The 15,928-nt window shown below is 48.9% G+C and carries 12 protein-coding genes and 1 pseudogene; 7 read left to right on the forward strand and 6 right to left on the reverse strand.

The genetic code is table 11. The features are described from left to right. Positions 1-210 precede the first annotated feature (210 nt). From ctaD to ACR6Z4_RS06055, 4 genes are all read left to right on the forward strand, one after another. Positions 211-1,848: a cytochrome c oxidase subunit I gene (gene ctaD, locus ACR6Z4_RS06040; RefSeq protein WP_479716337.1), complete on the forward strand. Its 1,638-nt coding sequence runs from the start codon at positions 211-213 to the stop codon at positions 1,846-1,848. 89 nt (positions 1,849-1,937) lie between these two features. Further along, positions 1,938-2,543 (forward strand): cytochrome c oxidase subunit 3, encoded by a 606-nt coding sequence (locus tag ACR6Z4_RS06045; RefSeq protein WP_479716338.1) that lies wholly within the window; start codon positions 1,938-1,940, stop codon positions 2,541-2,543. Positions 2,544-2,816: 273 nt separating this feature from the next. Next, positions 2,817-3,281, forward strand: a complete 465-nt coding sequence (locus ACR6Z4_RS06050) for a hypothetical protein (RefSeq protein ID WP_479716339.1) — start codon at positions 2,817-2,819, stop codon at positions 3,279-3,281. Between the two features lie 386 nt (positions 3,282-3,667). Beyond that, complete coding sequence (locus tag ACR6Z4_RS06055; protein ID WP_479716340.1) at positions 3,668-4,726, forward strand: PDDEXK nuclease domain-containing protein; 1,059 nt, start codon at positions 3,668-3,670, stop codon at positions 4,724-4,726. Positions 4,727-4,995: 269 nt separating this feature from the next. Here ACR6Z4_RS06055 and ACR6Z4_RS06060 read toward each other — a convergent pair whose 3' ends face one another. The 4 genes from ACR6Z4_RS06060 to ACR6Z4_RS06075 all read right to left on the reverse strand — a co-directional run bounded on the left by ACR6Z4_RS06060 (position 4,996) and on the right by ACR6Z4_RS06075 (position 7,866). Continuing rightward, entirely contained in the window at positions 4,996-5,538 is a 543-nt protein-coding gene (locus tag ACR6Z4_RS06060; protein WP_479716341.1) for a phosphonate degradation HD-domain oxygenase, read from the reverse strand. Next, positions 5,510-6,100 (reverse strand): hypothetical protein, encoded by a 591-nt coding sequence (locus tag ACR6Z4_RS06065; protein ID WP_479716342.1) that lies wholly within the window; start codon positions 6,098-6,100, stop codon positions 5,510-5,512. Before ACR6Z4_RS06065 ends, ACR6Z4_RS06060 begins: the two co-directional genes overlap by 29 nt. After that, positions 6,093-7,262: an alpha-D-ribose 1-methylphosphonate 5-triphosphate diphosphatase gene (locus ACR6Z4_RS06070; protein ID WP_479716343.1), complete on the reverse strand. Its 1,170-nt coding sequence runs from the start codon at positions 7,260-7,262 to the stop codon at positions 6,093-6,095. Before ACR6Z4_RS06070 ends, ACR6Z4_RS06065 begins: the two co-directional genes overlap by 8 nt. A gap of 196 nt (positions 7,263-7,458) precedes the next feature. Continuing rightward, positions 7,459-7,866, reverse strand: coding sequence for a DUF4253 domain-containing protein (locus ACR6Z4_RS06075; RefSeq protein WP_479716344.1), 408 nt, complete (start codon positions 7,864-7,866; stop codon positions 7,459-7,461). Between the two features lie 635 nt (positions 7,867-8,501). Here ACR6Z4_RS06075 and ACR6Z4_RS06080 point away from each other — a divergent pair. Together ACR6Z4_RS06080 and ACR6Z4_RS06085 are read left to right on the forward strand one after the other, a co-directional pair. Then, positions 8,502-9,191 (forward strand): AAA family ATPase, encoded by a 690-nt coding sequence (locus ACR6Z4_RS06080; RefSeq protein ID WP_479716345.1) that lies wholly within the window; start codon positions 8,502-8,504, stop codon positions 9,189-9,191. Further along, the gene (locus ACR6Z4_RS06085; RefSeq protein WP_479716346.1) at positions 9,188-10,171 is read left to right on the forward strand and encodes a ParB/RepB/Spo0J family partition protein; all 984 of its coding nucleotides are present in this window, start codon (positions 9,188-9,190) and stop codon (positions 10,169-10,171) included. Before ACR6Z4_RS06080 ends, ACR6Z4_RS06085 begins: the two co-directional genes overlap by 4 nt. Positions 10,172-11,073: 902 nt before the next feature. Here ACR6Z4_RS06085 and ACR6Z4_RS06090 read toward each other — a convergent pair. Further along, entirely contained in the window at positions 11,074-11,688 is a 615-nt protein-coding gene (locus tag ACR6Z4_RS06090) for a LysR family substrate-binding domain-containing protein (RefSeq protein WP_479716442.1), read from the reverse strand. 129 nt (positions 11,689-11,817) lie between these two features. After that, a pseudogene (locus tag ACR6Z4_RS06095) lies at positions 11,818-12,015 on the reverse strand (LysR family transcriptional regulator); the annotation flags it as partial. A 170-nt stretch (positions 12,016-12,185) separates the two neighbouring features. Between ACR6Z4_RS06095 and ACR6Z4_RS06100 the strand changes: the two are divergent. Continuing rightward, positions 12,186-15,869: a hydantoinase B/oxoprolinase family protein gene (locus ACR6Z4_RS06100; RefSeq protein WP_479716443.1), complete on the forward strand. Its 3,684-nt coding sequence runs from the start codon at positions 12,186-12,188 to the stop codon at positions 15,867-15,869. The last annotated feature ends 59 nt before the right edge of the window (positions 15,870-15,928 follow it).

A 15,928-nucleotide genomic window follows, 5' to 3' on the forward strand; every position in this document is an offset into this window, starting at 1 on the left:
GGAAGTTTATGGCTCTACGCAATCCAGTCAGGACATCAGGGAGGTGGGGGCGGTGCCCCCACGCAGGGGTTTCACCCCTGCACCCCGTCCTAACCCTAATGCGTACCGCTATATTTTTGTCAGCGCGGCTCTGCCGCGCTGACAAAAATAAATCTTCGGTTTTATTAAATCCACGATCTTAATTTCTAACGCAACCCAGAGACCTCGTCTATGACTCAAGTACACCCTTCTCAAAGTGCCAGGGCAGAGGGTACATCCCATCTGCATACGGCATGGAAATGGTATGACTATTTCACCTTCAATACCGATCACAAAGTCATCGGCATTCAATACCTGGTGACTGCCTTTGCGTTTTATTTGATTGGCGGTTTGATGGCAGTCGTGATGCGGATGGAATTGAACACACCCGATCCCGATGTTCTCGATCCCAATCTATACAACGCATTCATGACCAATCACGGCACCATCATGATCTTCTTGTGGATTGTGCCCAGTGCCATTGGTGGATTTGGCAATTTTTTGGTGCCTCTGTTGATTGGTGCCAGGGATATGGCATTCCCGAAGTTGAATGCGATCGCCTTCTGGCTCAATCCTCCGGCAGGGGCGTTGTTACTGGCAAGTTTCCTATTCGGCGGTTCGCAGTCGGGCTGGACAGCGTATCCTCCCCTCAGCCTGGTCACTGCTAACACTGCTCAAACCTTCTGGATTCTCAGCATTGTCTTGGTCGGTACCTCTTCTATTTTGGGATCGGTAAACTTTGTCGTCACCATCCTCAAAATGAAAGTGCCCAGTATGCAATGGACTCAGGTACCGCTGTTTTGTTGGGCAATTTTAGCGACATCTGTGCTAGCGCTACTGTCCACCCCTGTGCTGGCAGCGGGTCTGGTATTGCTGCTGTTTGACATCAACTTTGGCACCTCATTCTTTAAGCCAGAAGCGGGTGGCAATGTGGTGTTATACCAACACTTATTCTGGTTTTATTCCCATCCAGCCGTGTATCTGATGATTTTGCCAATTTTTGGCATTATGTCTGAAGTCATCCCGGTTCATGCACGCAAGCCGATTTTTGGGTACAAAGCGATCGCCTATTCCAGCCTCGCCATTTGTGTAGTCGGCTTATTCGTCTGGGTGCATCACATGTTCACCAGCGGCACTCCCCCCTGGATGCGAATTTTCTTCACCATTTCCACCTTAATTGTGGCAGTACCGACAGGGGTAAAAATCTTTGGATGGGTGGCAACTTTGTGGGGTGGCAAAATTCGCTTTACCAGTGCCATGCTATTTGCGATCGGCTTGCTGTCGATGTTTGTCATGGGCGGATTGGGTGGCATTACGTTAGGCACTGCGCCCTTTGATCTCCACGTTCACGATACTTACTACGTCGTCGGACACTTTCACTACGTGCTATTTGGTGGATCTGTATTTGGGATTTATTCCGGTATTTATCACTGGTTTCCTAAGATGACCGGACGCATGATGAATGAACCTCTGGGACGCATTCATTTTGTCTTAACGTTTATCGGCACTCACCTAACCTTTCTGCCAATGCACGAATTGGGCTTGCAAGGAATGCCTCGCCGGGTTGCCATGTACGATCCCCAATTCACCTCTATCAATCAGATTTGCACCATTGGTGCCTTTGTCTTAGCCGCCTCCGTTATTCCCTTTGCCATCAACGCGGTCTGGAGTTGGATGGGTGGCGTCAAAGCATCCGATAATCCATGGAACGCTCTGACTCTGGAATGGACAACCAGTTCTCCTCCCCTGGTTGAAAATTGGGAAATCCTTCCCGTTGTCACCCACGGACCCTACGACTACGGCATGGTTCCGGAATCCGTTGAAGCTTGATGATGTGTTGAACCGCTACGCTCTGCGTAGCGGTTCAACATATTCCCTTCACCCTTCACCCTTCATCATTCACTCTTGAATCTCGACCTATGACCACCACATCCCCTTCTGTTTCTGAGCCAACGGCGATCGCCCATCATGATGAACATCCCGACTTACGGGTCTGGGGTTTGCTAACGTTTCTGGCATCTGAGTCGTTAATGTTTGGTGGCTTCTTTGCCACGTACTTATTCCTTCGAGGTGGAGCGTTAGAATGGCCACCGCAGGGAACTGAGGTTGAACTTTTAGTGCCCAGTATCAACACTATCATTCTGGTCTCCAGTAGTTTTGTGATTCATCTGGGAGACACGGCGATTAAAAAGAATGATATTGCTGGGTTACGCCGCTGGTATCTGATCACCGCGCTCATGGGAGCGATATTCCTGGCAGGTCAGGTCTATGAATATCTGACCTTGGGGTATGGGCTAACTACCAACGTTTTTTCTAACTGCTTTTATCTCATGACCGGGTTTCATGGACTCCATGTGTTTGTCGGATTGCTGCTGATCTTAGGCGTGGTCTGGCGATCGCGGCGTGAAGGTCACTATTCCCATGCCAAGCATGTTGGGGTCGAGATGGCAGAAATCTACTGGCACTTTGTCGATATTATTTGGATTATTTTATTCTCGCTACTCTACATCCTGACGCTATTTTAGGCATTAATGCAGCTTGGTATGAATTAGAGAGGCAACCATGAGGTTGCCTCTCTAATTCATACCTCAAACATGTCCCCTTTGTAGGGTGTGTTAGGCGATCGCCGTAACGCACCCCAGGTATTTTATTTTCACGCCAGTTCCTAAGATTACGGCTCTATAGGAGTGTGCAAGTTCGTTAAGTACAGAAACGGTGTTGTGGGGCGCTCCGCGCCCCACAACACCGTACTGAATCAACCTGCACAGCGCTATAAATAAACCCTATCAGTGAGAGACATGATGAAGTCTAAACTCACCGAATGTTTGCTGACCTGTTGTATTGTCCTGATTGTGCTGACACCGTCCCTGTTATTTTATGGGTTGATCTGGTTTAACCATTTGCATGTTATCCATCCAACCATCAATCCAGACATGGCGATCGCACCGATGCCTGCTCTTTTAGGCGAACCCTATTCTGATTTAGCCCTGACGACTATTTCAGACCCTTCACAACCTGTTTCATCCGAAAATTGTCTACTCCCGAATCTGCCTACGACGGCTGAATCCTCTTTAGTTCCCAATCGCTACAGCACCCTTGTCCACCTGACCATTTCCATTCTTTTGCTGGGCTGTTTTTTGCTGCCCATCATCATGCACCTGGGGATTGTATTACGCCATCGCTATCGCCTCTACCAATCTGCCCAACTGAGAAAACGTGTTGCAAATCTAGAAAGACTGTGGCAGCAGAGCATTCAACCGTAAACATAGCGCTTCGCGCTTGGCTAGAACCAGATTATTTTTGGAAAGCCATACTCTTGCCATCGCTCACCATTCATTCCCATATAGCGGTACCCACTTGGGTTGAGTACGGGGTGTGGGGGTTCCACCCCCACGCAGGGGGCGGTGCCCCCTGCACCCCCTGTACTTAATCAACCTGCATATTGCTATATTCAGCCATGCCTTGAGAATTGCTATAGTAAATCGTCCAAGCGATCTTGGACGATTCGCCGTTATAGTAAAAACTAGCAAACGCTAGGGCGTGTTTTAAAACTCGCGAAGAGGGTTGGTTTTTCGTGCGCTTCGCACACGAAAAACCAACTTTTAAAATAGACTCTAGCAAACGCTCTCTGGACTGCTTTGTAAAAGCAATGGCAAGCAATCTATCGTCAGATAGCTATCGTCAGTTTTTAGATGACCTGAAAACCTGGATTCAGAGCGCCCAACTGCGCGCCGCAACCGCCGTCAATCGGGAACTCGTGACGCTGTATTGGAAGATTGGACGAGCCATTCTTGCCAAGCAGCAGCAAGAGGGGTGGGGAGCCAAGGTGATTCAGCGGCTATCTACCGATTTGAAACACGCTTTTCCTGACATGAAGGGCTTTTCCCGGTCTAATTTGCTGTATATGCGGGCCTTTGCCCAGGCATTTCCCGATGAAACCGTGATTCAAGCTGTCATGGGACAAATCACCTGGTATCACAACATTGCCTTGCTCGATAAGCTAAAGGTCAATGACGAACGGCTATGGTATGCCCAAAAGACCATCGAGCAAGGTTGGAGCCGCAGTGCCCTGGTTCACCAGATCGAAAGTGGCTTATATCAACGGGTGGGCAATGCTGTTAATAATTTTAACCATACCTTACCACAAAGCCAGTCTGACCTGGCTCACCAGATCCTAAAAAGTCCTTACAATTTTGAATTTTTAGAACTGGCAGAATCGGCTCAAGAACGAGACTTCGAACGAGCATTGGTAGATCACATCCGAGATTTTTTGTTGGAACTGGGCGTTGGTTTCTCTTTTTTGGGCAGTCAATATGCACTCGAAGTTGGAGGGAAAGACTATAAACTTGACTTACTTTTTTACCATGTCAAACTGCACTGTTACGTGGTGATCGATCTAAAAATGGTCGAGTTTGAACCCGAATTTTCTGGCAAAATGAGCTTTTATATTGCGGCGGTAGATGACTTGCTGCGCAGTGAAATGGATAATCCCACCATTGGCATTGTGCTATGCAAGTCGAAAAACAAAGCAACGGTGGAATATGCGTTGCGGTACATTCAGCACCCTGTCGGTGTTGCCACTTATCGACTCAAAGATACGTTACCCGAACCGTTGCAAGAAAGTTTGCCCAGCATTGAGCGCTTGGAAATGGAACTGAACACAGTGTCAGTCCAAGCGATCGGCGATCGCTCAGATCTCAATGACTAGTGTTGCAGACACCAAATTTTGCAACATGGGGGGTTGGGGGCTTCGCCCCCAAGAAGGGGTTCCACCCCCTCACCCCTTACAAAACTTTCGTTTTGCTGTACTAGACGATCTGGCGGTTCATCCAATCCCGTTTCAGTAAGCGTTGGCAGTTTTAAGTATGAATTTGAAGGTGAAGTGATGGCACTATAGCTTGACGGGGTAGATGAATCGTCCAAGCGGTCTTGGACAATTTGCCACCCTCCATTCGTGTCATTCAACAAGTGTGTCATTCAACAAGTACTGTGTAGGAGATCGGCAAAATGGTGGAGGGTCGGGGTCTGGAGATTGGCAACTTTAGCGAGATCGTCCCAACGTCTGAGTTGTACAGCATCTTCAGCATAGGGGTGCCGGATAAATTGCTCAGCCGCCGCTTGCTCAAACGCACCCCCCTGAAGTTCTAGGCTTCGCTGGGATGCAGGTGAAAGGGATGCCCAATAGGTTGGGTTAACTCTGCAAAGATAGCGTTTTGCCTGGACATGCAGACGAATCGGTTCGGTAACTGCGGGGCTAAACAGCACTTGTAAAAAAGGCATTGCTCGTTGCTCATGGCGATCGTCCAATCCGCGATCGACAACATCGTCACCTAACGTATGCACCAAATGCCCCAGGTCATGGAGCAGGCAGGCAACAATCAGTTCACGACTACAGTGTGCAGCTTCGGCAAGGGCAGCACATTGCAACGCATGATCGAGCTGACTAACCGCTTCACGCCCATATTGCGCCTTGCCTTTGGTAGAAAGAATATCAATAATCTGGTTGAGAGTTGGGTGCATAGATGTCACGACCTGAGGATGGGTTAGGAGTGAGAGACCAAGAGCGATGGCACGTCCAGCGATGGTCTAGATGCCGTTGATAAAATCGCAATTCCCAAGCCACCGCAGACTCCAGATTGATAGAGGTTTGAGCCAGTTGCCGCAGCATGGGAGCCTGGTCTGGAGAAAACTCGTATGCCAGACTGAGATGCAGCCAGGGTTTTAATCGCAACGGTGTTATCCGGCTGGGCGACATCGCCTGTTGGGCAACATCCCTCATCAACTGAATCAACCAATCTGACTGAAGTTCTAAGCCGTGCCAATCTGAACGAAAGGTCATGCCTGAGATCGCCATCACGGGTTGAGGACAAGGCGGCGACTGGTGCAGGGCGATCGCGATCGCCTCTAGATATAGCGAAATCGCAGAGTCTTGGTCTTGGAAAAATCCAGTCAACGAGCAGTGGGGCATGTAGTTGTGGGCTGCATTCCGACCGCAGAGTTTCAGGCTTTGGGCAAAGTAAGTCTGCAATTGTATCGCTAACTCCCCTATCGGACAAGCATAAACGATAAATGAGCTAGGCATAGCGAGCGACTTCTTGACCGTTGATATAGACTGCCGCGATCGCTGACGATAAGGAGCGATCGGGTTTAACCAACAAAAAATCTGCATCCAATCCAACAGCAATGGCACCTTTGCGATCGCCAATGCCTGCGGCGGCTGCCGGATGGGTCGAGACTAACTTCCAGGCTGACTCAAACGGCATCAGTCCCAATTCTGCCAACTTAAAGGGGGCATGAAACAGAGAAGGGTAATGATAATCGGAGCAAAGACAATCCAACACGCCAGCAGCGACCGCTTCAGCCACCCCCATATACCCCATGTGTGATCCACCTCGCACCAAATTGGGCGCACCCATCAACACGGCAGCACCATAGGCACGCGATTGAATAGCTAATGGTATAGAGGCAGGAAATTCAGCGATCGCGACCTTGCGACGGGCACTCAATGCCACATCCGCATCTGAATCATCATCGTGAGACGCAACGGGAATCCCAATTTGATGGGCTTTTTGGATCAGTTGCTCAGTCTGGTGTAAGCCCTCCACTTGACGACTCATCGCTGCCTCAATCAAGGTACGAATCTCTGTCTCAGAAAGTTTGAGGCGTTGCCGCAGTCCTTTCGTATGGCGTACCAGGGTTGCCTCATCAGTTGTGGGCGGCAAATGGTTATTCAGCGACAACAGATGAACCTTTCCCGTTTCCAGCCACTGCTCTAACTCGTCATAGTCAGCTGTATTGGCTTGTTCATGGCGAATGTGGATACGGTTATCAACGCGTAACTGCTCTCGACCTGTTTCTAAAACAAATTGGATAATTTGGCGGGCTGTCTCTCGACTGCGCAACCCCGGTTCAAATGAATCCGTGATGGAGTAGTAAAACGTAGTGATGCCGCAGCCCAATAAGTTATGTTCGTTTTCGGCGATCGCCATTGGTAAGGGCAAACTTACCCCCGGACGGGGACAAATCATTCGCTCAAACGCATCCCCATGAATATCCACTATTCCGGGTAGCATCGACAATCTCGTAGCATCGATGGCAACCCACCCACGGGGGATACTGCGTTGATCAATCGCAGCAAAACGTCCGTCTTCTACGAATACCGTTGCATCCGGCAACCACCCCGTTGGCGTGAGTACCTGCACACCCTGAAACGCCATTTTTGCAGCCGTAGATATATGCATCATGTCTATATCATTCGCGACTAGATAGATTACGGTTGTTGTGTGAGAGCTGCGCTCCGCGCAGCTCTCACACAACAACTTGTACTTGACTTAATTAAAAATTGCTAGGACAAGTTTTAAAACTTGCTAAGAAGGTAGTTTTTTCGTGCGCGAAGCGCACGAAAAAACTACCTTTAAAACAGACTCCAGGGTTATCCACTCAATCCCACCATAATTGAACACTTTTGGTCTGCTGCAACCCACGTTTGAGAACCTCAAGCCCATAGTCTTCATCTTCGAAATCGATCCCATCGAGAAAACTCTGCATTTCAGGTGAGAGACTCTCATCACTCTCTTCTAACATCTCATGCAGGCAGCCCGTCCCCTGATCCACTAAATCTGGACAGAAGTCATACAGAGATCGGACAAATTCATCCATATCATCTGGCAAGGTATCAAACTGGATATCGACGGTATCAACCGTCGCCGCTATCACGCGAAACGTACAAACTGACTGCCATTGCTGAAGTCGAGCAATAATCGCATCATTATCCAGGTCAAAATTCATCGCATCGGTTTGAGCGGCACGGACGATGGCAAATGGATCGTGAATATAGGACTCTTGCATGATTATTTCCTGCTCTTGTAAGAACTCTTGTTCATCTCTCTGAGCCAAATTGCTGATGAGGAATTTGGTTCAAATAGCGCTTTTACTGAGGAGTGGCGATCGCAACGCCTGATCTTGATTTAAACTCTAGAGTTTTACGTTGGCTAACCAAAACGTTTTGGTTAAACCCAGCCTTCCTGGAAGAGGATAGTGGTGTACAAGTTCGTTAAGTACAGAAACGGTGTTGTGGGGCGCTCCGCGCCCCACAACACCGTACTGAATCAACTTACACAGCGCCATAGATGCAATCAAGACTTTTTTCGAAAGGGCAACGGCTCTGCTGTCACTCTTTTATAGCAATTCTCAATACCGTGAAGTCCAGGTTGCGGGATGAGAACTGCGCTCCGCGTGACTCTCACCTGCAACCATAATTTATCCAGATACAAGGCGCTATAGGAAATTACAGCTAACTAATCGGTGATTCTTGGGATCTGTAATTGGGTAGCGATCGCGTTCCTAGGTCTAACATTTCCCTGTCGCCCTACATCTGAATGTAGACACAGCATCGGGTCTATTTCTGGTTGGATCAGGAATCTGGGCGTTCAGTTTTTCAGAACAGTGGTACGATTAAACCATACATTTTGGTTATTTAACCTATGCCAAAATCAAAGTCCACAAAAGTAGTGAGTCTACCGACAAAACTACCTAAAATTCTGGCATTTGCAAACCAAAAAGGTGGAGCAGGAAAATCGACTGGAGCCGTTCATGCGGTCGATTGGTTTACCCAGAAAGGATACTCCGCGATTTTAGTTGATGCTGACGGTCAACAAAGCTCTTCCAGTTGGCTGAAGGAATTAGAGTTACCTTGCAAAGTCATCAGTGATCCAGAAGCTCTGTTTGATGAACTGCCCAAACTGGCTGAAGCGTACGACATTGTTATTGTCGATGGTCCCGGCAATGCCAGCGAGGTCACCAAAGCCGTTCTAATTCGGTCAGATCTGATTCTGATTCCGTGCCGAGATTCCATGATTGATCTGGCTAGTACGGGCAAAATTGTGCAATTTGTTCGTCAGGCAAAAGAAATTCGCAATGGATTTCCAGTTGCAGCGCTATATCTGAATGCCGTCAAAGACAATACAATCCTGTTACGAGAAGCACGAGAAGCCTTACAAAGCGGTCTTTTGCCGTTACTCAACACGACTCTCCCCGATCGGCAATGCATTAAAGATGCACCCGGTCAGGGCAGCACAGTATTTCGCATGAAGGGGGAAGCACCGAAATCGGCTGCTAATGCATACACCAAACTACTCACAGAAGCATTGAAATTATTTGAATCAGAATCATGACAACACGCCGCAAACTAAGTGATGCGATCGCCAACAGCGAGGAATTGAGTTTTGTCTTTGGTCAGGCGACGACCCGCAAAATTACACAGACAGCTGAGGAAACCAAAGAACAGTTGATCCCTTGCAAGGATATTCTTTGCTCCTTTACCTTTGTTCCGGACAGAAAACCCGTTCGCCACTATTACGACCCAGAAGAGCTAGAACAATGGGCAAAGAATGATATTCAGCCCAACGGCATTCGTTCACCCCTATGGCTCCGTCCTCATCCGACAGAAACGGGCAAGTATGAGCTAGTTGCCGGTCTGCGCCGATTAAAAGCTGCCGGAATCTTAGGACTTGAGACGGTTCCAGCGAAAACCTTTGACTGGGATAACCGCACAGCGTTCCATGCTGCCATTTCCGAAAACGCCAACCGTCGAGACTTTAGTGCTTTAGAAGAACTGGATAACACCCTACGGTTGCTTGAAATTCAGCTCAGACTCAATACCGAGGAAGTTGTCAGCTTCCTCTATCGCATGAACAATGCAGCTAAGGGCACAACTAACCAAAACGTTTTGGTTAGCCAGGAAGCAGAACTTGTTAAACACGTTTTCGACTCGTTCGGACGGATTACCTGGCAATCGTTTGTTGCCACCCGATTACCTCTGCTGAAAAAACCATCCGAAATTTTAGACGGCATTCGTAAAGGAAAAATTCACTACACCAAAGGAATTATGCTCGCCAGTATCAAAGACTCAGACACCAGGCAGCAATTACTCAATGAAGTAGTAAACCAGGCGTTGAGCTTATCTGAAATTAAACAACGAGTGAAAGAGTTGGGCAGCAACAGCAAAGAGAAATCTGCACCCCTTCATCTCAAAGAGCGTTTATCTCAAGTAGTTCAACAAGCCAAGAAAAATAAAAAGCTTTGGAACAATCCAGAAAAAACCCAACAACTTGAACAATTGCTGCATCAACTCGAAGCCATCGTTACAAATTAGCACCCACAAAAATCCTATTCCCATCGTTGGGAGGTAGGCACATTCGGCGCGTACCTCCCAACGATGAGGTATGTAATTACTTCTGTTTATAGCGCTGCGCGGATTAATTTATGTAATGATTTTTTGTTGCACGGGCGTTGCCCGTGCAACAAAAAATCATTACATAAATTAAATGCCACTACTCAGGACGGTGTTGTGGGGCGCTTGCTGAGTAAGGCTTTCAAGCCGAGTGAGTCGAATCCAAGGCAGACCAATTTTTAGTGTAAGTTTAGCGTAACAAACTCGTCATGACCTAAATTACAGTATTTTTTCTAGAAAGAGGAATAGGTTCGGTCTGAAGCAGCTCTGCCCCGACTGAGGAAATTTCTGAGAAAGATGTTACCCCTGTAGGGGTGAAGCAGTTGCACCAGGAGAACTATCCTTTTCTAATACCCTCAATGCAACTGCTTCGCCCCTACCAGACTGCGGCACCCAACCCAAATCAATTGGAGCAATTGTCCAGAACTTTAAATCCATTTCAACCCGTAAAATCAATCAGAGAACTCGCAGCACAGGCAGAACGGTTTGGCAACGAAATTATTAGGAATACATCATTCGTAATCCAACATCATTGCACCAGATTCAGCAATACATCCATAACAATCCTCTTTCATGGCAGACAGATTCATTACATCCTGAAACTGTTTCATTGGCGATCGCTCCACATTAGAAAACAACAGTTGGACAGCAACTATCCCATGAAGATCTGATGCACAATTGCATGAATTGGGGTTTGTGTGGCACTAAAACTTTAAATTATAAATTTAGTGCCATACAAAATCAGTGAATATCCTTTTTTAGGGCATCGTAGCCTTTAAGCTGATGCTGCATTACTAAATTTGTAGATTCAATAAACCGCAAGCTCAGGGATCAAATAGAATCGTTTTCCCCGATATAACCTGAACCACCTGCAAGAATTCGCGTAAGACGATCGAAGGGTTATCGCTGCGCCACATGACGGAGATTTGGCGAGTCAGGTTAGTTGCTTGAATGGCTCGATAGACAACTCCTTGGCGCTGAAGATTCTGAACATTGTCTGGCAGGATGGCAATACCCACTCCAGCGATGACCAGGCTCAATAGGGTTAGCATCCAGGTTGCTTTAACATTTTGGACAATGTTGGGTTGAAACCCTGCTTGCTCACAGCAATGAATGAATTTTTGGTAAAAGGGAAATGCGGCGATCGCCGGTAGAATCAGCGATTCATTGGCTAAAGCGGTTAATGGGATCTGTGTTTGAGCGGCGAGAGGATGGTTTTCTGGTAGGGCAACGACGAGGGACTCTTCTACAATCGGGGCACTGATCACGTAACTCTCTTGATCAGAGGCTTCCGGGATGACTTCAAAGCCAACGTCTAAATGACGATCGCGCAATGCTTGCAGTTGTTGGTCGGCAGTCAGTTCTCGCAGTTCTAGCTCGACATCTGGAAACCGTTCATAAAACAGACGCAAGATATCCGGCAGAATTGTATTGGCAATCGAACTGGCAATGCCAACGGACAGCGAACCAATGTCACCTCGCCCTGCCCGTTGTGCCTGGGTAATGGCTTGATCCAGTGTGGCTAATGCTCGTTGGGCATCTGCTAAAAAAATAGTTCCGGCTGCGGTCAGTTGCAGCGGGCGTCGTGTGCGATCGAACAATTCAACCTTCAGCTTCTTTTCCAGGGCGCGGATACGCTGGCTCAGGGGCGGTTGGTCAATCTGTAAATACTCGGCAGCTTTGCTGAAATTGTTGCCTGCGGCAGCAACGGCGAGGAAGTAGCACACCTGACGCAATTCAATTGTGCTGAGATAGAGGAGATTCATAGGGGTGGATATAAGGAGCTGATATAGCAGTCCTATGGGAGATGGAGGTTCTCACAAACCCTTAGGGGTTTTTATATATCACTGATAATATACTCAGTTAATTAATTAAGTATTGAAAATATAGTAAGGGCTGTCTATAGTCGAGGCATCTTACCGGAATGAGGCAGATGATGAACGCAACCGATACTCGCTGGCAATTTTGGATCGATCGCGGCGGTACCTTTACCGATATCGTGGCGCGTCGCCCGGATGGACGTTTGACGGTGCACAAGCTGCTATCTGAGAATCCTGAGCGCTATCGGGATGCCTCTGTTCAGGGAATTCGAGAGATTTTGGGATTGGCTGATGATGATCCGATTCCAGTTGAGCAGATTGCTGCCATCAAAATGGGTACAACGGTGGCGACCAATGCGTTGCTGGAACGTAAGGGCGATCGCGTTGTTCTCTTAATCACCCAGGGATTTCGCGATGCTTTGCGCATTGGTTATCAGAACCGCCCGAATATCTTTGCTCGCCACATTGTTCTGCCTGAGATGTTGTATGAGCGGGTGATTGAAGTTGTAGAGCGGTACAGCGCTGAGGGAGAGGAACTGATCCCGTTGCATCAGGAAGCAGTCCGAACTGAATTGCAGGCAGCCTATGAAGATGGGTTTCGTGCGTGTGCGATCGCGTTGATGCATGGCTATCGGTATTCAGATCACGAACAGCAGGTCGCGGCGATCGCCGCTGAAATTGGCTTCAGTCAAATTTCAGTTTCCCATCACGTCAGTCCGCTGATGAAACTGATTAGCCGGGGAGATACGACGGTTGTGGATGCCTATTTATCTCCAATTTTGCGGCGGTATGTGGAGCAGGTGAGCCAGGAATTAACCGGGATTGAGCCAGCCGAGGAGACAACAGAATCGCTGCGGCTGATGTTCATGCAATCCAATGGTGGATTGACGAATGCCCGATCGTTTCAGGGGAAAGACAGCATTCTTTCGGGACCGGCAGGGGGCATTGTTGGAGCCGTGCAGACGAGCAAGATGGCAGGCATCGACAACATTATTAGTTTTGATATGGGCGGTACGTCTACGGATGTGGCGCACTATGCGGGCGAGTACGAGCGCACCTTTGAAACTGAGGTGGCAGGCGTGCGGTTGCGATCGCCGATGATGTCGATTCATACTGTTGCGGCGGGGGGTGGTTCAATCCTTAGCTTTGATGGCTCGCGCTATCGGGTAGGACCGGAATCTGCGGGGGCAAACCCTGGTCCTGCCTGCTATCGCAAGGGTGGACCGTTAGCGGTTACCGATTGCAACGTGATGCTGGGTCGCATTCAACCGGAATTTTTCCCGCACGTGTTTGGCATGGATGGCAATTTGCCCCTGGATCAGGAAGGTGTACGGCAACAGTTTGCAGACCTGGCAGATCAGATTCAATTGGTCACCGGGCAGGCGCGATCGCCCGAACAAGTTGCCCAGGGGTTTTTGACCATCGCGGTTGAAAAAATGGCAAGCGCGATCAAGAAAATATCCGTTCAGCGGGGGTATGACGTGACGGAATACACGCTCTGCTGTTTTGGCGGAGCCGGGGGACAACATGCCTGTGCGATCGCGGATTCACTGGGGATTACGCAGGTCTTTCTGCACCCCTATGCAGGCGTTCTCTCTGCCTATGGTATGGGTCTGGCAAACCAGAGCGTCATGCAGGAACGGGCGATCGAAGCGGTCTTAGCTGATGAATTGTTGGCTGAATTGCAACAGCAGTTGCAGGCGTTACAAACTAGTGGTGAAGTAGAGTTACGCCAGCAGGGTGTGTCAACGTCTGAGGTTCAGGTACTCAAGCGAGTTCATTTGCGTTATCAAGGCACCGATTCTGCTTTAATGGTGAACTTTGGCAGCATTCCTGACATGGTGATGCAGTTTGAAGCAGCCCATTACCAGCGCTATGGCTTTATTGCCCAAAACAAACCGTTGATTGTGGAAGCTATCTCAGTGGAGTCAATTGCTCCTGCCGATGCCCCTGAAGAACCCATGCTCAAAGCGCCGCGAACCGTGCCCCTGCTGCCGACTGCAACTGTGCAGATGTATGTGTTTGACCACTGGCAGGAAACGCCTGTGTTTGACCGAGAGGCACTTTTACCGGGAGACATCATTTCTGGACCTGCTTTGATCATTGAACCGACGGGTACTAATGTGATTGAACCAGGGTGGCAAGCAGAATTGACAGAACGGAATCATTTGCTGCTGAAAAAGTCAGGCGTGAATCAGCAGGAGGCGATCGCCGCGTCCATACAGCCATTACAGGCATCCCCAGACCCCGTGTTGCTGGAAATCTTTAATCATCTGTTTATGGCGATCGCAGAGCAGATGGGCTTTACGCTGCAAAATACCAGTTACTCGGTCAACATCAAAGAGCGGCTTGATTTTTCCTGCGCCATCTTCGATCAGGGTGGACAGTTAGTAGCCAATGCGCCGCACATTCCAGTTCACTTAGGCTCGATGAGTGAAAGCGTTCAATCCCTGATTACAGATCGGGGTCACACGATTAAACCCGGCGATGTCTATGTGCTCAACAATCCCTACAATGGTGGTACTCACTTACCGGATATCACCGTGATTACGCCCGTGTTTGGCGATCGCGAGTTGGATACAGCCCCGTCCTCCCTTAGCCCCCTCTTCTATGTTGCCTCTCGCGGTCATCATGCGGATATTGGGGGCATCACTCCCGGTTCTATGCCGCCCGACAGCACTAGCATCACTCAGGAGGGAATTCTGATCAACACCTTCCTTCTGATTGATCAAGGTCATTTCCGAGAAAAAGAATTACTCGAACTGTTAACCAGTGGTGAGTATCCAGTCCGGAATCCAGTTCAGAATATCGCAGACCTAAAAGCCCAAATTGCCGCTAATGAAAAGGGGGTGCAGGAACTCCATAAAATGGTGGCACATTTCGGGTTAGATAGGGTGCAAGCTTATATGAAGCACGTTCAAAACCATGCTGAAGCAGCGGTGCAACGGGTGATTGATGTGTTGAATGACGGTCATTTTACCTATGGGGTGGATGATGGCAGCCAAATTGCTGTCACAGTGACGATTAATCGAGGCGATCGCACCGCAACCATTGATTTCACCGGCACATCACCGCAGCAACCCAACAACTTTAATGCGCCTATCGCAGTTTGCAAAGCTGCCGTACTCTATGTCTTTCGCAGCTTAATCGATGATGATATCCCCTTGAATGCGGGTTGTCTCAAACCCTTAGAAATCGTCATTCCACAGGGCTGTATGCTCAATCCTCAGTATCCTGCGGCAGTCGTGGCAGGCAATGTTGAAACCTCCCAGGTTGTGACCGATGCGCTGTATGGAGCCTTGGGGACAATGGCAGCGTCTCAGGGGACAATGAACAATGTCACCTTCGGCAATCACACGTATCAATACTACGAAACGATTTGCGGTGGCTCTGGCGCAGGTGCGACGTTTGATGGCACCGATGCTGTACATACTCACATGACGAACTCCCGTCTGACGGATCCAGAAGTTTTAGAATGGCGCTTTCCAGTGCTGCTAGAACAGTTTGCCATTCGTGCCAATACGGGTGGTCAGGGCTTGCATCGGGGCGGTAATGGTGTGATTCGCCGTATTCGGTTTCGGGAAGCCATGACAGCAGCCATTCTCTCGAACCACCGCACTGTTCCACCGTTTGGATTGAATGGCGGTGCGTCGGGAGCCACAGGTCGTAACTGGGTCGATCGCGCCAATGGCAGCGCCGAACTATTGGGCAGTAAAGCCGCTGTTGCCATGGAACCCGGTGATGTGTTTGTGATTGAAACGCCAGGCGGTGGCGGTTTTGGGACAGCCTCTGCATCCTGAGTGATCAGCAATGCCTAAACCCCCAGTTGTGTGAGGACGCGGCTCCGCCGCGTCCTCAC

Source organism: Calyptranema fuscum S582, from assembly GCF_055793305.1.

Excerpts from the sequence above, each read along its gene's own strand:
- ctaD (WP_479716337.1), top strand. The coding sequence starts at position 211 with ATGACTCAAGTACACCCTTCTCAAAGTGCCAGGGCAGAGGGTACATCC.
- ACR6Z4_RS06045 (WP_479716338.1), top strand. The coding sequence starts at position 1,938 with ATGACCACCACATCCCCTTCTGTTTCTGAGCCAACGGCGATCGCCCAT.
- ACR6Z4_RS06050 (WP_479716339.1), top strand. The coding sequence starts at position 2,817 with ATGATGAAGTCTAAACTCACCGAATGTTTGCTGACCTGTTGTATTGTC.
- ACR6Z4_RS06055 (WP_479716340.1), top strand. The coding sequence starts at position 3,668 with ATGGCAAGCAATCTATCGTCAGATAGCTATCGTCAGTTTTTAGATGAC.
- ACR6Z4_RS06060 (WP_479716341.1), bottom strand. The coding sequence starts at position 5,538 with ATGCACCCAACTCTCAACCAGATTATTGATATTCTTTCTACCAAAGGC.
- ACR6Z4_RS06065 (WP_479716342.1), bottom strand. The coding sequence starts at position 6,100 with ATGCCTAGCTCATTTATCGTTTATGCTTGTCCGATAGGGGAGTTAGCG.
- ACR6Z4_RS06070 (WP_479716343.1), bottom strand. The coding sequence starts at position 7,262 with ATGATGCATATATCTACGGCTGCAAAAATGGCGTTTCAGGGTGTGCAG.
- ACR6Z4_RS06075 (WP_479716344.1), bottom strand. The coding sequence starts at position 7,866 with ATGCAAGAGTCCTATATTCACGATCCATTTGCCATCGTCCGTGCCGCT.
- ACR6Z4_RS06080 (WP_479716345.1), top strand. The coding sequence starts at position 8,502 with ATGCCAAAATCAAAGTCCACAAAAGTAGTGAGTCTACCGACAAAACTA.
- ACR6Z4_RS06085 (WP_479716346.1), top strand. The coding sequence starts at position 9,188 with ATGACAACACGCCGCAAACTAAGTGATGCGATCGCCAACAGCGAGGAA.
- ACR6Z4_RS06100 (WP_479716443.1), top strand. The coding sequence starts at position 12,186 with ATGAACGCAACCGATACTCGCTGGCAATTTTGGATCGATCGCGGCGGT.